At 45.2% G+C, this 17759-nt stretch carries 16 protein-coding genes and 1 riboswitch; of the genes, 4 read left to right on the forward strand and 12 right to left on the reverse strand.

The genetic code is table 11. From position 1 onward, the window contains the following. Positions 1-517 precede the first annotated feature (517 nt). Positions 518-967 carry an RNA recognition motif domain-containing protein gene (locus tag ELS82_RS21400; protein WP_134837260.1) on the forward strand — a complete coding sequence of 150 codons (450 nt, stop codon included), beginning with the start codon at positions 518-520 and terminating at the stop codon, positions 965-967. On the opposite strand, the gene murI is transcribed toward ELS82_RS21400, so the two are convergent. The 3 genes from murI to ELS82_RS21415 are packed head-to-tail and all read right to left on the reverse strand — an operon-like array spanning position 933 to position 4354. Beyond that, positions 933-1736, reverse strand: coding sequence for a glutamate racemase (gene murI, locus ELS82_RS21405; protein WP_167489442.1), 804 nt, complete (start codon positions 1734-1736; stop codon positions 933-935). The genes ELS82_RS21400 and murI overlap by 35 nt on opposite strands. Before the next feature lie 28 nt (positions 1737-1764). Continuing rightward, on the reverse strand, positions 1765-2445 hold the full coding sequence (locus ELS82_RS21410; RefSeq protein WP_134837262.1) for a Dph6-related ATP pyrophosphatase: 681 nt from the start codon (positions 2443-2445) through the stop codon (positions 1765-1767). A 49-nt stretch (positions 2446-2494) separates the two neighbouring features. Further along, entirely contained in the window at positions 2495-4354 is a 1860-nt protein-coding gene (locus ELS82_RS21415) for a TonB-dependent receptor domain-containing protein (RefSeq protein ID WP_134837263.1), read from the reverse strand. Between the two features lie 56 nt (positions 4355-4410). Beyond that, positions 4411-4612: riboswitch (cobalamin riboswitch) on the reverse strand. 199 nt (positions 4613-4811) lie between these two features. Between ELS82_RS21415 and trmA the strand changes: the two genes are divergently transcribed. Further along, positions 4812-5921: a tRNA (uridine(54)-C5)-methyltransferase TrmA gene (trmA, locus tag ELS82_RS21420; protein ID WP_134837264.1), complete on the forward strand. Its 1110-nt coding sequence runs from the start codon at positions 4812-4814 to the stop codon at positions 5919-5921. A gap of 58 nt (positions 5922-5979) precedes the next feature. Here the strand turns inward: trmA and ELS82_RS21425 are convergent, their stop codons facing one another. Together ELS82_RS21425 and fabR are read right to left on the reverse strand one after the other, a co-directional pair. Beyond that, complete coding sequence (locus ELS82_RS21425; RefSeq protein ID WP_134837265.1) at positions 5980-6366, reverse strand: YijD family membrane protein; 387 nt, start codon at positions 6364-6366, stop codon at positions 5980-5982. Beyond that, positions 6366-7007 (reverse strand): HTH-type transcriptional repressor FabR, encoded by a 642-nt coding sequence (gene fabR, locus ELS82_RS21430; RefSeq protein WP_004417952.1) that lies wholly within the window; start codon positions 7005-7007, stop codon positions 6366-6368. Before fabR ends, ELS82_RS21425 begins: the two co-directional genes overlap by 1 nt. 255 nt (positions 7008-7262) lie before the next feature. On the opposite strand from fabR, the gene sthA reads away from it, so the two are divergent. Further along, positions 7263-8693 carry a Si-specific NAD(P)(+) transhydrogenase gene (sthA, locus tag ELS82_RS21435; protein ID WP_134837266.1) on the forward strand — a complete coding sequence of 477 codons (1431 nt, stop codon included), beginning with the start codon at positions 7263-7265 and terminating at the stop codon, positions 8691-8693. Between the two features lie 62 nt (positions 8694-8755). Here sthA and ELS82_RS21440 read toward each other — a convergent pair whose 3' ends face one another. The 7 genes from ELS82_RS21440 to ELS82_RS21470 form a co-directional block, all read right to left on the reverse strand. Further along, on the reverse strand, positions 8756-9088 hold the full coding sequence (locus ELS82_RS21440; protein ID WP_134837267.1) for a DMT family transporter: 333 nt from the start codon (positions 9086-9088) through the stop codon (positions 8756-8758). A 97-nt stretch (positions 9089-9185) separates the two neighbouring features. Further along, positions 9186-10025: an S-formylglutathione hydrolase gene (gene fghA / locus ELS82_RS21445; protein ID WP_134837268.1), complete on the reverse strand. Its 840-nt coding sequence runs from the start codon at positions 10023-10025 to the stop codon at positions 9186-9188. Between the two features lie 187 nt (positions 10026-10212). Further along, a complete protein-coding gene (locus ELS82_RS21450; RefSeq protein WP_053441702.1) occupies positions 10213-11361 on the reverse strand; it encodes an S-(hydroxymethyl)glutathione dehydrogenase/class III alcohol dehydrogenase in 1149 nt (382 codons plus the stop codon). 215 nt (positions 11362-11576) lie between these two features. Beyond that, positions 11577-12914 carry an MATE family efflux transporter DinF gene (dinF, locus tag ELS82_RS21455; RefSeq protein WP_134837269.1) on the reverse strand — a complete coding sequence of 446 codons (1338 nt, stop codon included), beginning with the start codon at positions 12912-12914 and terminating at the stop codon, positions 11577-11579. A gap of 41 nt (positions 12915-12955) precedes the next feature. Further along, positions 12956-13768, reverse strand: coding sequence for a class I SAM-dependent methyltransferase (locus ELS82_RS21460; protein WP_134837270.1), 813 nt, complete (start codon positions 13766-13768; stop codon positions 12956-12958). A gap of 86 nt (positions 13769-13854) precedes the next feature. After that, complete coding sequence (gene lexA, locus ELS82_RS21465) at positions 13855-14475, reverse strand: transcriptional repressor LexA (RefSeq protein WP_053441699.1); 621 nt, start codon at positions 14473-14475, stop codon at positions 13855-13857. Positions 14476-14561: 86 nt separating this feature from the next. Beyond that, positions 14562-14924: a diacylglycerol kinase gene (locus ELS82_RS21470; RefSeq protein WP_134837271.1), complete on the reverse strand. Its 363-nt coding sequence runs from the start codon at positions 14922-14924 to the stop codon at positions 14562-14564. Positions 14925-15127: 203 nt separating this feature from the next. On the opposite strand from ELS82_RS21470, the gene plsB reads away from it, so the two are divergent. Beyond that, positions 15128-17569, forward strand: a complete 2442-nt coding sequence (gene plsB, locus ELS82_RS21475; protein ID WP_134837272.1) for a glycerol-3-phosphate 1-O-acyltransferase PlsB — start codon at positions 15128-15130, stop codon at positions 17567-17569. Positions 17570-17759: the final 190 nt, after the last annotated feature.

Consider the following 17759-nt stretch of genomic DNA (forward strand, 5'->3'; position numbering starts at 1 on the left):
GCCAAGACTAAGTTTCCTTTTACAAAGAAAGCTAATCTCGTTTGGTCACTTCGTTTCATTGAAACCTAATTTGATACCGAAGTATCTAATTGGATTATCATCAACGAGTGCCCACACAGATTGATAGGTCTATATTTTTAAAGAGCTTTTTCTAACTTCCGCCTCGCTCAGCGCTGCGTCGTTAGGGGTGCGTATCTTACGCTTCCCATTTTGAGAGTCAAGCATTTTTTCAAACTTTCTTTTCTCTCGTTTCAACTCGGTGTGTGACGTTCGTCTCACTCCGTGTCGATGGAGCGGCATTATAGGGAGGTCTGAGAGGATGACAAGTGTTTTTTTGAAATTAATTTCCGTTTGCTCAAAAAGAAATCAAATCATTAAAAATAGAATAAAATTTCAACATTTGAGTCATGTCACATCAATACGTTGGAAAAACAACAACCATATACGTAAGATCCCTGTGTCTATTTTGTTAACAGTAGACCTAATTTTTCTTCAAACCTAAAAGTTGTATTCTAATATGAGTTCAAACAAATCGACCTTAATGATTGTCGCCTTAGCTGTATTAGGTGGAATCATCTTTTCGCAGGTTGCCGTGTCGCCTGCATTAAGCTTTGTTCTGGGTGTTTTTGCTTCCGCTTTTATTCTTAAACTTTCGAACACCACTATTGAGCAGGAACAACCTAACGATCCATCCACTAAAACATTGTATGTAGGCAATCTGCCATATAAGGCAAACGAGTCACACGTAAAAGAGTTGTTTGCTAAACATGGTGAAGTCTTTGCAGTGCGCTTAATGAAAGATAAACGCACAGGTAAAAGAAGAGGCTTTGGATTTGTGGTAATGGCAGCAACTGATGCTCAAACCGTGATCGATGCTTTAAATGAAAAAGACTACATGCAACGCACTTTAAAGGTACGTATCGCCAACGATCCTAAATCGCAATCGGATAATGTTGAACAGGACTAAAGCCGAGCTGGTGTAATGCCTTATTTAACGCTCCCTCTTCCCAAGGGGGAGCTGTTGAGAAAATCTCTCGCTTCCCACGCTTTTCTTGCTCGCCCGTCGTCTCAAGTAAATCTTCAACTCTTCTTGCTATCGCTTCCCCAGAATCTACCAACAACACACGTTCTGTCAGTACCTCTTGAATCTCTTGCTTAATTAACGGGAAATGCGTGCAGCCCAGTACAGCGACATCTACTTTATTTTCGATTGTTGCGAGTATTTGTTTTAACTCGGCCAAATCGACCGCCTTTCCTCTCAACTTCTCTTCTGCGATATCGACTAAGCGAGTCGAGCCTAATAGCTCTACAGGTTTGCTTTGCGAGAAGTCTCGGATCAGGTCATGGGTATACGGACGTGTTACAGTCGCCGGAGTCGCAATCAGACCCACAGCTTTATTGGCTAAGTTCGATGCTGGCTTGATAGCTGGAACAACGCCAACCACTGGAATAGTCAGTTTAGCGCGTAGTGTTGGCAGAACAATGGTGCTTGCCGTATTGCAGGCGATGACCACGAGATCGATATGATGCTTAGCAACTAATGAGGTCACCAATCTATCGACCCGGTCGATCAAGGTATCATGGTCCAATTCACCATACGGGTAGGCTTCATTATCAAAGATATAGAGGTACTCAAGTTGAGGCAGCTTGCTTTGAATCTCTTGATAGACAGATAGACCGCCAACCCCAGAATCAAAGATTAAGATTTTTGCTTGTTGCTTGGACACTTGAGTCACTCATTTACTTTCGACCCTGCAATGATACTCACTGCTCGATATTTGGCAATCTCTTCGCTTGATAGCGTTGATGGCTGAAACGTTCGCCATGCTCTACGCCAATTAATTCAAGTTCAAGACGACCCGAATAACTGCGGGTTTGAGTCACTAAAGTATGAAACTCCCCATCTTCTCCGCAGGGATCAACTTTTGCAGGTAGGCTGTCGATAAACTCTTGCGTATACCACTGACCGCAATAACTTGAATCCAGCTGCGTTCCATCCGTTGTGACCACCAGCGTTGTAATACTGCGCTCAATAATCTCTTCGGCAAGTTCGCGACTGCTTTCGCCTAATAGCGGAAAGACGCACTCCCAACCTGCAGGTTCAATATAGCTGCGGCGGTATGCCTCGATACCATTGCAAAACATATCGCCAAACGCGACGGCATCAATATTGAGGTTACTAGCTTTGAGTGCATTAATGATGGTTGATTGATACACCTCATTGGATGGAAACACTGCGGGCAGCGCGATTTTAATCAGAGGAAGCCCCAATAACTCAGCTTGCATATCGACGACTGATATCGGCGTCGCTTGAAAAGGCACTTCGTCTTCTACATAGGTGGTATAAAGCCCAACCACTTGGTATTGCTCGCTGTCCATCAATCTTTCGAGAGTGAGAGTCGAATCCTTGCCGCTCGACCAGCTAATAATGACGTTCTTTTTCATACTGTTTTTCTATTGATAAGAAAAAACCGCCCGAAGGCGGTTTGAGACTTTAAAATGCGTATGTAGCATTCAGGTAATATGAACGCCCCATCGTGTTATAAGTTTCTTGTGTTGTGTACTCTTCATCGAATGCATTATGGATTCGGCCTCGAACTGTCAGTTGTTCGCTAAATGTATAGCTCGCTGCAAAATCAACTAAAGTGAAAGCTTCTAACTCATTTGTATTGTCAGCATCTTCATAACTCTTACCACGGTAAACCGCTGTCGCATCTAGCTGCCACGCATTTAACTGATATCCTAAGTTCCAACGCGCTACATGCTTAGAGCGACGGATTAGCTGTTTACCCGTAGATGAATCAGTCGCATCAACATAATCGTAGCCAAACGTATTTGATACATTATCTAGATAGAATGTAATCGACGATTCAATACCATCCATTTCTGCTTTATTCACGTTTGAAGGGATCCAATCGCCTGCCGGATTGTTCGGGTCAACAGGAGCCCATGCGATCAACTGATCAATTTCAGATTTATAGCCCGTCACTTGCCATTCAACAGAGTCATGGTAGCCATGAAAACCAAGCTCATAGCCAAAGCTTTCTTCAGGTTGCAGGTTAGGGTTACCTGCGTCCGGGTAGTAAAGGTCGTTAAATGTTGGTGCTTTAAATCCAGTACCGACGTTAGCTGTGGCTTTAATTTCATCTAATAGGTTATATGCAGCGCCTAATTGCCATGTATTACTGCGGCCGTAACTTTCATTGTCATCGGTACGTACGCTAGCTTCCGTCGCAAATTTCTCTACAACGTAATTCGCAGTTAAGAAGGCAGCTTTATTGTCACGAGATTCTTGGATGTAAGTCCCTTCAGTTGTAGAAACCTTCTCTTCATTCCACTCGACGCCACCAGCAAGCGTGAAATCATTAGTTAGCTGGTAGCTATGTAGCCAGGTCGCAACGTTTCTCTCACTTTCAAAGCGAGAGTCGTCTTGCAAATCATTACTATCAAGGCCTTTATCAGCATTAACTGCTAGAGTAAGTTCAGAAAAGTAGTTTCCATTTAGATACTTAGCCTTACCAGCAAAGTTATAAAGTGTACTCTCTGATTCAGCATTTGGATGAATGACATTAACAAAGTTAGAGTCCCATGCCGTCTTGTCGTATTCAGAGTTACCTTTGTGGTAATAACCTTGAAGGCTAAGTTGAAGCGCATCATTCACTTGATGGCCAATCTCCGCAACAACACTCGCTTTATCATAGCCATCTTTATCATCTTCAAAAGGTGTTGTATCTGTCGAGGTACGTGCAGATACAGCACCACTATCACCATTAACAGAGACACTTACTTTGCCCCAAGTGCTTTCGTTGAGGTCACCCGCTGCATTAACGCCCGCTTCGTAGTAGCCATGACTTCCCATACCACCTGTTACCTCGGTAATGCTCTCACCTTGGTAGTTAGTCACGATGTTTATTACACCAGAGATGGCATCAGAACCATAAAGAGCCGCTCGTGCACCACGAATAAACTCAATACGCTCCACACCCGTTAACGGAATTTGGCTAAAGTTGGCTTCACCTGCAGTTGAACTACCAATACGAACACCGTTAATTAGAACAAGTAGGTGGCGAGAAGAACTACCGCGCACATAGACACTGGAGTACTGACCAAAACCGACGCTGTTAACTTGTACACCCGGTAATGAGCGTAACGCTTCTGGCAGTGATTTTACCTGCGACAGTTCTAGCTCTTCTTTGGTAACGATAGTAATCGGAGAAATAACATCTTTGATACTTTGCTCAAAACGGTTCGCTGTGACTACCATAGTCTCATCCGCGGAGACTTCTTGGGCATAAGAATAAGAGGCGTGTGAAAGTAGCGATGCCACTGTCATCGCTAAAATAGATCGGTTCATTTTTATAATCCTAGTTCGCGTAAGTCCTACTGAGCATGGAGCGTCTTGCTTCCAGTGTGTTTGCACAGCTGCTGGCAGGTCTTCGGACTTAAGAGCTTGGATTGACCACCTAATCACTCGACTTCCCACATAAATCTATATGCAGTGTCCTATTGAGCTTTCGTTCTCTTTTACCGCTGCGCGTCAGTTCTGGATTTACACCAGATTCCCTTTCAGCCATCTATACTTCTAGACAGCACCAGCTTGGCGATGATGTTATTAAGCTATTAGTTGTTTGTCTAGCCAATATTGTCGATTTATATCATTTAGAGACATTTCATACTGCTCACAACTGCCTCTTTACACACTATCTTTAACACATGGCCGGACAATACTGGACATAGCGCTGAGATTGAATAAAATCTGCGCTCTTAAACTAAATACACCTTCCACAGGTACCAAACCAAAGGTAATAATCATGGCGACTCTTGATGTAAACCCGCAAACCTACCAAGAACAATTGGCTGACAAAGTCGATCGTCTTAATGAAATGTTCGCATCTTACAATGTACCTGAGTTGGAAGTATTTGAATCTCCTGAGCAGCACTACCGTATGCGCGCAGAGTTTCGCGTTTGGCATGAAGGTGAAGACCTTTACTACATCATGTTTAACCAAGAGACGCGTGAAAAATACCGTGTAGACCAGTTCCCAGCAGCAAGCCGTCTTATCAACGACCTAATGCCACTGCTAGTTGATGCAATGAAAGACAATGATTCATTGCGTCGTAAATTGTTCCAAGTCGATTTCCTTTCAACGCTAAGTGGCGAGATCTTAGTGTCACTGCTTTATCATCGTCAGCTTGATGATGAGTGGACGGAAAATGCTAAGGCACTTAAACAGCGCCTAAACGATGAAGGCTTTAACCTCAATATCATTGGCCGCGCACGTAAGATGAAGATTGTGTTAGATCGTGACTACGTGATCGAGAAGCTCGATGTAAACGGTAAGCCATACATCTACCAACAAGTGGAAAACAGCTTTACTCAGCCAAATGGTAAGGTTGCTGAAAAGATGCTTGAGTGGGCGGTTGATTGTACTCAAGAAAGTACGGGCGATCTGTTAGAGCTGTACTGTGGTAACGGTAACTTCTCACTGGCACTAGCACAAAACTTTGACCGCGTACTTGCGACAGAGCTAGCGAAGCCTTCTGTCGTTTCTGCGCAATACAATATCGCGGCGAACAAGATTGATAACGTACAAATCCTACGTCTTTCGGCAGAAGAGTTCACCGAAGCTATCGAAGGTAAACGTGAGTTCCGTCGTCTACAGGAGGCTGGTGTCGATCTTAAGAGCTACAACTGCAATACCATTTTCGTTGATCCACCACGTGCGGGTATGGATATCGATACTTGTAAGATGGTTCAAGGTTACGAGCGCATTATGTACATCTCTTGTAACCCAGAAACGCTAAAAGAGAACTTAGATGTTCTGTGCGAAACGCATAAGGTGACGCGATTTGCTCTATTTGACCAGTTCCCTTACACCCATCACATGGAAGCGGGCGTACTGCTAGAGCGCAAAGCGTAACTACTCAAAGTAAAAAACGAGCCATTTGGCTCGTTTTTTATTTCGGCATTTTTAAAGCTTAAGATTGTGCTTTTTCAGAAGATGGGGTTAAGAAACCTAACTTCTTCGCCACCCACACTAGTAAGCCTAGAGTGATAAAGATGGCTAACATGTTTGAGCCAGCGTCTGGGTGCTGCGCCTTGATAAAGGCAGAATGGCCAAAGGCACCAACGAAGAAACACGCTAGGCCAACGAGCGGAATATCTTCAGATACAGGGTTGTTTAGGTATTCTTGATAAAGAGCTTGTACTGACAGAACAAGCGCAATCAGTGGAAAAATAGAGAAAGAAACTTCGCTCATTGTCAGCCAAGACAACATTGCATCACCACACATACCCGCAACCAGTGCCAGTACTAGCGTTTTTTTCTCAGAACCACGATTAACTTGGTTTATTTCATTCGACATTAATCTATCCCACCTTTTAATCGGTTACGTTCACGTTCTTTGCGATACCAGAAAGCCCCTTTGGCTATCATTCGCAATTGCATTATTAGGCGTTCGGCAAGTTCATCTCGCTCATGCCCACCAAGATCCAACGCTTCCGCGCCAGAACTGAAAACTAAAGTGACTGACGCTTCCGCTTGGGTAAACGCTTCATCACGAGCCATACCTGTGCTGATCAGGTATTCGGTCATCTCGGCCACAAAGTGCTGCATTTCTCTTGCAACCGCAGTACGAAACTCAAATGAAGTACCCGAGCGCTCACGTAATAATAGTCGGAACACGTTAGGGCTACTTTCAATAAACTCCATAAAAGTTTCGACCGAAGTACGAATCACACTGCCCTCTTTGACAATGCGTTGGCGAGCTTGGCGCATCAACTGACGCAGCAGCAAACCACCTTCATCTACCATGGTTAGACCTAGCTCATCCATATCCTTAAAATGGCGATAAAATGAGGTAGGAGCAATGCCTGCTTCACGTGCGACTTCACGTAAACTTAAGTTTGAAAAACTTCTATCAGCACTGAGTTGGCTGAACGCAGCATCAATCAAAGAACGACGTGTTTTCTCTTTCTGCTGTGCTCGGATTCCCATGGATTTCATATTCGTTTTCTACTTCGTACTTCGATGATCATTAATATACAACGATTGACTTAAGGAGATAACCCAAAATCTCTCGCTTTGACGATCGAGAGGCAATTAAACCGAGTTCCGTTGATTTTTCAATCTTTTCGCTCTTAATTAGAGACATACGACATACCCTTTAATCTATTTGCTTGATTCTACGTGATCCCGCCGACTCTCTAGTGTGCTTTTGGTGTACGCCGCATCGGAATCAGTTAAAATCTCGCTACAGCAATGTTAAGACAATATAACAAGGAAGAAGCTATGGTGGAGAGTAACCACTTTGATGTAATCGTTATTGGTAGTGGCCCTGGTGGTGAAGGGGCAGCGATGGGATTAACCAAAGCAGGGCTAAATGTCGCCATTGTGGAAAAAGAGAGCAGCGTCGGTGGTGGTTGTACTCACTGGGGTACCATCCCTTCAAAAGCACTTCGCCACGCAGTTAGCCGTATTATCGAATTCAATAACAACCCTCTGTTCTGTCATAACAATACCAGCCTACATTCAACCTTCTCGAATATCCTTGGTCATGCTAAATCTGTCATCGATAAGCAAACTCGTCTACGCCAAGGCTTCTATGATCGTAACCAGTGCTCACTGATTTTTGGTGCGGCGCGTTTTATTGATAAGTACACCATTGCCGTTATGCAAAGCGATGGTACTGAAGAGACTTACAGCGCAGACCGCTTTGTCATTGCTACTGGTTCGCGTCCATATCAGCCTGAAGGCGTTGACTTCACCCACGAACGTATCTATGACAGCGACTCGATCTTAAGCCTTAAACACGATCCTAGACATATCATTATCTATGGTGCAGGGGTCATCGGTTGTGAATACGCTTCAATCTTCCGTGGTTTAGGGGTAAAAACAGACCTGATCAATACGCGTGACCGATTACTTGCGTTCTTAGACAACGAAGTGTCAGATGCGCTTTCCTATCACTTCTGGAACAGTGGTGTGGTGATTCGCAATGATGAAACGTTTGAGAAGATTGAAGGCACTGAAGATGGCGTGATTGTTCACCTAGAATCTGGCAAGAAAATGCGCGCCGACTGTATTCTTTACGCCAATGGCCGTACTGGTAACACAGATAAATTAAACCTAGCGGCTGTCGGCCTAGAAGCGGATTCGCGCGGCCAACTAAAAGTCGATGGTAACTATCAAACTGAAGTTGACCATGTCTACGCAGTGGGTGATGTGATTGGCTACCCTAGCCTCGCAAGTGCCGCTTATGACCAAGGTCGATTTGTTGCTCAAGCAATTAATAAGGGCCAAGCTGAAGGCCATCTTATTGAAGATATTCCAACCGGCATCTACACCATTCCAGAAATCAGCTCAGTCGGTAAAACGGAACAGGAGCTTACCGCAGCGAAAGTGCCTTATGAAGTCGGCCGTTCTTCGTTCAAGCACCTTGCTCGCGCGCAGATTGCAGGCAAAGACATTGGCAGCTTGAAGATTCTATTCCATCGCGAAACCAAAGAGATTCTTGGTATTCACTGTTTCGGTGAGCGTGCCGCTGAGATCATTCACATCGGTCAGGCGATCATGGAGCAAAAAGGCGAAGCGAATACCATCGAGTACTTCGTTAACACCACGTTCAACTACCCAACTATGGCGGAAGCGTACCGTGTTGCGGCGTTGAATGGCTTAAATCGCCTGTTCTAAATATTGTCACAAACTAAAAAAGCCGCACTGGATAAAGTGCGGCTTTTTTGTCTGTAAGCACGTTAATGACTATGGCCTTGAGAGAGGTTAATCAATACCACTCCTGCGGCAATCAGTAACATACCGACCCAGACAGTAGTATCAAGATGTTGGCGATAAACAAAGGTCGATATTAAGCTAACGGTGACAATCGCCAATCCAGCCCATAATGAATGGACAATACCAACTGGTAAATCCTTCATCGCTTGGCCTAAAAACAGAAAAGCAGCTAAGTGACCCGCAATGACCATTACAGCAGGCAGCGGCTTAGAAAGGCTAAATCCATCCGTTGCTTTTAGTGCAACGTGTGAAAGCGCTTCGGCTATCACGCCCATTAGTAAGAAAAACCAACTCATAATACGACTTCCTATTATTAATTTTACGCGGCAAGGGCTGTTTTTAGGCACAAAAAAGCCTGCACCGATTAAGCGCAGGCTCATCAATGAATGCGAGTTACTGATTTAAGTAAGCAGCGTGAAACTCTAGGTGCTCATCAATAAAGCTAGAGATGAAGTAGTAGCTGTGGTCGTAACCAGGCTGAATACGAACTTCCACGTCTGAGTCGTGCTCTTTCGCCGCGGCTTGAAGCATTTCAGGTTTCAGTTGCTCGACTAAGAAGTTATCGGCATCACCTTGGTCAACCAAAATAGGTAGTTTTGCTTCTGCTTGTTTAAGCAGTTCACTTGCGTCGTACTGCTTCCACGTTTCAAAGTCATTACCCAAGTAAGCGTTAAATGCTTTTTGACCCCAAGGACATTGCATTGGGTTACTGATCGGGCTAAATGCTGAAATTGAGCGGTAACGCTGAGCATTTTTAAGACCAATAGTTAACGCACCATGACCGCCCATACTATGACCAGAGATCGATTTAATGCGTGATACTGGGAAGTTAGCTTCGATCAGTGCTGGCAACTCTTCTGTCACGTAGTCATACATATGGTAGTGGCGCGACCAAGGTTCTTGCGTCGCATTAAGGTAGAAACCAGCACCTTGACCAAGATCGTAACCTTCATCATCAGCGACATCTTCACCACGAGGGCTAGTGTCTGGTGCCACAATGGCAATACCTAATTCTGCAGCTCGGCGGAAGGCGCCTGCTTTTTGCATGAAGTTTTCATCGGTACAAGTTAAACCTGATAACCAATAAAGAACCGGTACTGGCTTGGTTTTCGATGCGTTTGGCGGCAAGAAGATCGCAAAGCGCATATTGCAGTTCAGCGTTACAGAGTCATGTGTGTATTGTTTGTGCCAACCACCAGCAACTTTGGCTTGGCTAATATTTTCGATAGTCATTGAATAGGCTCCATAAAGCTGACGGTTCAATTAAAAGGCATTCACTTTGGTAAAAGCGCACAGGTAAAGACACTCTTAACAAAGGGAATAGCACCACCTCCCGGGCGAAAGGTGGCGAAAAAGATGTCTGGGTGAACAGACGGTCTCTGATCAATTGGACAGTTTATTGATCAGAAACCTAAGTGAATTACTTATCCATGTGTAGGACAGTGCGGATAGATTCACCTTTGTGCATTAGTTCGAATGCTTCGTTTACGTCATCTAGGCCCATTGTGTGAGTGATGAACTCTTGCAGTCCGAATTCACCTGCCATGTAACGATTTACGATTTCTGGAAGTTCTGAACGGCCTTTAACACCACCGAAAGCAGAGCCACGCCATACACGACCAGTGACTAGTTGGAATGGACGAGTAGAGATCTCTTGACCTGCACCAGCAACACCGATGATTACAGACTCGCCCCAACCTTTGTGACAACACTCAAGTGCTTGACGCATCACGTTTACGTTACCGATACATTCAAATGAGTAGTCAACACCACCGTCAGTCATCTCAACGATAACGTCTTGGATTGGCTTGTCGAATTTCATTGGGTTGATGCAATCAGTCGCACCCAGCTGTTTTGCTAGTTCGAATTTGCTTTCGTTGATGTCTACACCGATGATGCGGCTAGCACCAGCCATACGAGCACCGATAATTGCAGAAAGACCGATACCGCCTAGACCGAATACAGCAACTGTGTCGCCTTTTTCAACTTTAGCTGTGTTAAGTACCGCACCCATACCAGTCGTCACACCACAGCCTAGAAGACAAACTTCTTCAAGTGGCGCTTCTTTGTTTACTTTCGCTAGTGAGATTTCTGGTAGTACTGTGTACTCAGAGAAAGTTGAACAACCCATGTAGTGGTAAATTGGCTCACCGTTGATAGAGAAACGGCTCGTGCCATCTGGCATTAGGCCTTTACCTTGAGTTTCACGAACTGCCTGACAAAGGTTAGTTTTACCAGACTTACAGAACTTACATTCGCCACATTCTGCTGTGTAAAGTGGGATAACGTGGTCACCAACTTCAACGCTAGTCACGCCTTCACCAACCATTTCAACAATACCGCCACCTTCATGACCTAAAATCGAAGGGAAGATACCTTCTGGATCGTCACCAGATAGTGTGAAAGCGTCAGTGTGACAAACACCAGTCGCTACGATACGAACAAGAACTTCACCTGCTTTAGGTAGTTCAACATCAACCGTTTCACGCTTTAGAGGTTCGCCAGCTGCCCAAGCAACCATTGCTTTTGATTGGATATGAGTTTGACCTGGTTTGAGTTCAAGTGTCATTGGATGTTTCCTTCAAATAGGTATTTAAGATGACGTAGTAAGCGTAGTAGAGCTTTCGTCTCACTTCTGCGTCGTTTTGTTGGTTGCCATTTTAGGCGTTTCACAGAAAATGATAATCCCATTAAATCGAAAATCATTTTTACACATGCGTAATAATGACCTCGATAAACAAAAAAACCGGGCCTATAGCCCGGTTCATCATTAACAATCATCTATTAAACGAGGAACTCTCCTCTGCGCCACTGGCGAGTTAATATCAAACCCAGTGTCACGCCTCGCATTGCCATAAAGCTCAACATTGCCAACCACAGCGCATGGTTACCCCAGCCCATTGCGAAGTAAAAGATAATAAAGAAGGCACAGGTAGAGAAAAACATACTGTTGCGCATCTCTTTGCCTTTGGTCGCACCGACAAAAATGCCATCAAGTAGAAAGCACCACATCGAGATAAGTGGCATTGCCACCAGCCAAGGCAAATAACTGAGTGCAATGGCATGAACGCTTTCAATGTCCGTGATCAAGCTGATCAGGCTCGATCCGGCACACGCAAAGGCGATGGTCAGTCCGATACAAATCACCAAACTCCAGAAGAAGGTACCAATCAATGATTGATTAAGCTGATTGCGGTCCTTGGCACCAATCGCTTTACCCACCATTGCTTCCATCGCGTAGGCAAAACCATCCATACCGTAGGAGATCATCATCAAGAAGCTCATCAATACCGCATTAGCTGCGACAATCTCATCACCAAAGCTGGCACCTTGGAAGGTCATAAAGGTAAAGGTCATTTGCAGACACAGTGAGCGCAGAAAGATGTCGCGGTTAAGCTTTACAAATCGGCTGAGGCCATTGGTGGTATCTTTAATTAAGCCAAGTACTGGTGGCAAATTATCTTGATGCCACTTGCGCCATACACACCACAGACCAAAGCTCATCCCGGTATAGTCGGCAATGACGGAAGCCAGCGCCGCACCTTCAACTTTCCAACCAAAGCCAATCACAAACAGCACATCTAGCGCTATGTTGGTCACGTTGGCAATGATCACCATCCACATTGGTGCTTTGGCATTTTGTGTCCCAAGTAGCCAGCCGAGTAAAACAAAGTTGGCCAATGCCGCTGGCGCACTCCAAGCGCGAATTGAGAAATATTGCTCTCCGTAGTGTTTTACCTTGTCACTGGCATCACTAAAGCTAAATACCCAGTCAGCGATTGCTTGGTGGAATAAGAGAAACAACCCAGCGAAGCCCAAAGCCATCGCCATCCCTTGAGTAAAGACCAGCCCCAATTGATGCTTATTAGTCGCACCGTAAGATTGCGCCGTTAGGCCAGTGGTCGACATGCGTAGAAATCCGAGTAGCCAAAAGGTCACACTGATCATCGTGCTTCCCAGTGCCACACCACCTAGATACCAAGCGTGGTCAAGGTGACCGATCACCGCAGCATCGACCAAGCCCAACAGCGGAACAGTAATGTTAGAGAGAACCATAGGGATCGCGAGCAGTAGCACTTGTTTGTGCACATCGCGATTGGAGAGAGTCTGAAGTATTTGCACGTTGCCACTCGAATAAAGATTGAATGGCAAGTGTAACGGGATCACCAACGAAGCTGAACCACTACTGGTGTTAAACGTTGTTTTAAGAAGTTAACTTTGTTGATCCAGCGCTGCCAAAGCTTCCATCGTCCGCAGTTTTGCTCTAAAGGTTGGTAGGTCTTTGCCCAGCGTGCCCATGGTAAATAACCCAGCATCGCCTCGCCCGGCGCGCTATAACCGTGACCATAGTGATCAGAGCCAAGTTTCTGGCCGAGTTTGGTATGGGTAAGATCACCGGCTAAAACGATACAGGCACGAGCGCTATCAATATGACAGCCCAAAGCCTGAATGAACTTCGCTACCTGTTTTTCTGAACAATCGAGTAATGCATGCTCACATACGATCATCACAGGAGTTTTTTCTGGCACTGGTAACTGCTCAAGCCAACTTAGATCATCAACACTACCGCAGACATGGTGGTAGCGCTCACTATTGTGGAACAGTTTTTGGCGCCAAAGTAGGTTTTCAGTGACATCGAGTTCGAGCCAATGACAACGACCATTATCAACGCGGTAAAAGCGGGTATCTAATCCAGCACCAACATTAACGATCCAACCATCAGGGTTACGCTTGATAAAGTCGGAAACGTGCTGATCGCACAATTGGGTAAGGGTGGCGTGAAGGAGCTGTTTTTGGTCAATGTCACCAGAAAAGCACTCAGGTGCTAATTGGCAACGCTGACACGCGCGGGCAGCGATAGGGTCATACACCAAGCCATTATCAACCAAACTTTCACGGCTACGAAGCCATAAGGGTTTCAGTAAATTACTGGGTATTTGATAGCGATGTTTAGCTGATGTTTGATTGGCGGCCATTATCATCTTCCTTCTGTAGCCAGAAAGTAGATGATAATGAATATCAATTACAAAATCAACAAGTGAGAACTTATCTCAAACAGAGATTACATCCAATCTGTGTTGCGAATAATGCCAACAGCTAAACCTTCAATCGCTAGGTGCTGACTGGTCAAATCCACTTTAATTGGTGCAAACTCTTCGTTTTCTGCATGCAGTAATACCGTTGAGCCTTTACGCTCTAAACGCTTCACCGTTACGTCATCATCAACGCGTGCGACTACAACCTGTCCATCACGAACATCTTGTGTCTTATGCACTGCAAGTAAATCGCCATCCATAATACCGATGTCTTTCATACTCTCACCGTTAACACGCAGTAAGAAGTCCGCTTGTGGTTTAAACATCCCCGGGTCGACTTGGTAATGTGTCTCTACGTGCTCTTGAGCAAGGATCGGCTCACCTGCGGCTACTTGACCAATCAATGGTAAACCTTCTTCATCGTTGGCAGCATCTTCTAGCAAGATACGAATACCACGAGAGGCACCAGGAATGATTTCAATCGCTTCTTTACGAGCAAGCGCTTTTAAATGTTCTTCAGCAGCATTTGCTGAACGGAAGCCGAGTTCACGTGCAATTTCAGCACGAGTTGGCGGCATACCAGTCGATTCAATTTTGTTTTTGATCAGGTCAAAAACTTGTTGTTGGCGGGGCGTTAACGGCTTCATAAGTCACCTGTCTTTTTATACAGTTAACTGTGAGTATATCCAGTAATTGGTTAAATGAAAAGCCAATTGATTGTTTTTTGGTGAGTTTAGAAAAATAGGATTTCTAGCCAGGTGTAACCCGCCAACAACATGGTAACCATGACCGCTGCAGAGCCGATATCTTTGGCTCGTCCAGATAGCGGATGCTGCTCCTCACTAACCCGATCAACCACAGCTTCAATGGCACTATTGAACAACTCCGCAATTAACACCATCATCACTGTCGCGATCAGCAGAATGCGCTCAAGCTGGCTGTCAGCAATAAAAAATGCAGCGGGAATCATTAGGGATGCAAGGATAATTTCTTCTTGAAAAGCAGGCTCATGTTTAAACGCGGCTTTTAATCCTTGGCATGAGTAGCGGGTGGCATTTCTCAGCCGTTTAAATCCATGTGTCGTTTTTGGCTTCAAGCTCTTTTCTCTATTTTATTTAGCAAACAATTCATTCAGAACAAAGATTGATGTTTTCATAATCAATTATAAGTAAAAGGTTCGACCAGTTTCTGTTATCCTTGCCGGCTATAAAAATACCCGCTTGGGTGCATTCCCACTTCTATAGTTAGAGAAATGGAAATGCGCTTATGCAAAACATCTATTTCGAGGCTAAGAACCTTATGTCTTCTGGACGAATGTTATCGCGTTCCTTGCTAAAACTGCCGATGTCAGTGTTAGTGAAAGGAACCACAATTCCTTCAAACCCTATTGAAGATCATAGCATTGATATAAACAAGCCTATTGTCTACGCTTTGCCATACCGCTCAGATGTCGACTTACTCGCGCTGCAAGCTCAGGTGATAAAATTAGGTCTACCTGATCCACTTGAAGCTGTGGAAATCAACGGTAAGCAATTTAACCGCTACGTTTTCACCTCTTCTCGCCAAACGGTGATGGGCAATGACCAAGATGTCCCTAGCGACTCGATCTCGCAATTCTCTGATCTGCTAGAACTACACAAATTCGATAGCGAGTTGGATGTTCAAGTCATTCCAACGACGGTTTTGTGGGGCCGTAAGCCGGGTAAAGAGTCGCAGCAAAAGCCATATCTGCAATCATTAAATGGACCACAAAAAGCTAAAGCGATGCTACTGGCTGGTCGTGATTGTTTAGTGCGTATTAGCCCAGTGGTGTCACTGCGTTACATGGCGGACTCGCACGGTACTGATACTTCAATTGCCCACAAGTTGGCACGCGTGGCTCGTATTCACTTCTCGCGTCAGAAGCTCGCCGCATCAGGCCCTAACTTACCAAGTCGCCAAGCTTTGTTTGATCGCTTAATGCAGTCAAAAGCGATTGAAAAAGCGATTGAAGATGAAGCAAAAGCGAAAAACATTCCGATAGAGAAAGCGCGTAAAGAAGCGCAAGCGATCATGGATGAGATTGCCGCTGACTTCTCTTACTCACTGATTAAAAATGGTGAACGTCTGCTGGGTTGGCTGTGGAACCGTATCTATCAAGGTTTGAACATCACTAACGCCGCGACTGTGCGTAAACTGGCTCAAGATGGTCATGAGATTGTCTACGTACCTTGTCACCGTAGCCACATGGACTACTTGCTGCTTTCTTATGTTCTATACCGTGAAGGTATGGTGCCACCGCATATCGCTGCAGGTATCAACCTCAACTTCTTCCCTGCAGGACCTATCTTCCGTCGTGGCGGTGCGTTCTTTATCCGTCGTAGCTTTAAAGGCAACAAACTTTACTCGACGATCTTCCGTGAATACCTAGCCGAGCTATTTGCTAAAGGTTATTCAGTGGAATACTTCAGTGAAGGTGGTCGTTCACGTACTGGTCGTTTGCTCCAAGCAAAAACGGGTATGCTGGCGATGACAATTCAGGCGATGCTGCGTGGCCTTAACCGCCCTGTGACGCTAGTGCCTGTCTACATTGGCTATGAGCACGTGATGGAAGTCGCGACTTACGCCAAAGAGCTACGTGGTAAGCGCAAAGAGAAAGAGAACGCGAGTTTAGTGCTGCGTACTATTCGTAAGCTACGTAACTTTGGTCAAGGCTACGTGAACTTCGGTGAGCCAATTCCGCTTAACCAATACCTCAATGAGCAAGCACCTGAGTGGACCAAAGATATCGACCCTATGGGCTCTAGCAAACCACAATGGTTAAACCCTGTGGTCAACGATCTTGCCACTAAGATGATGACGCACATTAATGACGCGGCAGCAACCAACGCACTAACACTGTGTGCCACTGCCCTGCTTGCTTCTCGTCAACGCGCGCTCTCTCGTGACAGCTTAGTCAATCAGATCGACTGCTACCTTTCGATTCTGAAAAATGTCCCGTATTCATCGACTTATACCGTGCCGCAAGATGATGCTGAATCTTTGGTTAAGCACGCAGAATCACTAGATAAGTTCATGCTCGAAGCGGACAGTATGGGTGATATCGTCTCTCTCGATCGTAACCAATCGATCTTGATGACTTACTACCGTAACAACATCATTCACCTACTGGCCCTGCCGTCGTTGATTGCCCAGATGCTTGTGCGTCACCAACAGCTATCACTGGCGCAGATCCAGCAGAATGTGGCTTTGGTGTATCCATTCTTGAAACAAGAACTGTTCTTGAGTGTTGAGCAAGAAAACTTAGCTCTGCTCACCGAAGCGTATATTGAAGAGCTGGCTGGCCAAGGCTTAGTGACAATTAATAGTGAACAGCAAGTGTCAATCAACACGGCTAACAGCCAAGTGCTTGTTCTGCTCGGTCGTACCATCACGGAAACTCTGCAGCGCTACTCAATTGCACTGAATCTGTTGGTAGCAAACCCTGAACTGGGTAAATCTGACTTAGAGCTTAAGAGCCAAGATATCGCTCAGCGACTTGGTCGCCTACATGGTATTAATGCGCCTGAGTTCTTCGACAAAGGGGTATTCTCTGCACTGTTTACCACTCTTAAACAGCAAGCCTACCTTGATGTTGATGGTAACTGTGACGGTGCTAAGAGTGAGCAGCTGGCTTCGCTACTCTACTCAATGCTCTACCCTGAAGTACGCTTAACGATTGAAGAGAGCATCTACCAAGCGGTAGAAGCTAAGCAAGCGTAATAAGATTACTCGCTTTGAAAATCAAAAAGGGCATCCAATGGACTGTCTCTTGATCACAAGTCTAGTGAATCAAGAGACTTAGCCAGTTCATACCCTTCAAGGATGGTTTGCAGCCTAAACCATCCTTGCCATAACGTCTTTATAGAAGCGCGATCCGTTCGCTTAGTATTCTTCCAGCCACCTAATCGTG

The sequence above is a fragment of the Vibrio ouci genome, from assembly GCF_004551525.1.
In the GTDB taxonomy this organism is placed as follows: domain Bacteria; phylum Pseudomonadota; class Gammaproteobacteria; order Enterobacterales; family Vibrionaceae; genus Vibrio; species Vibrio ouci.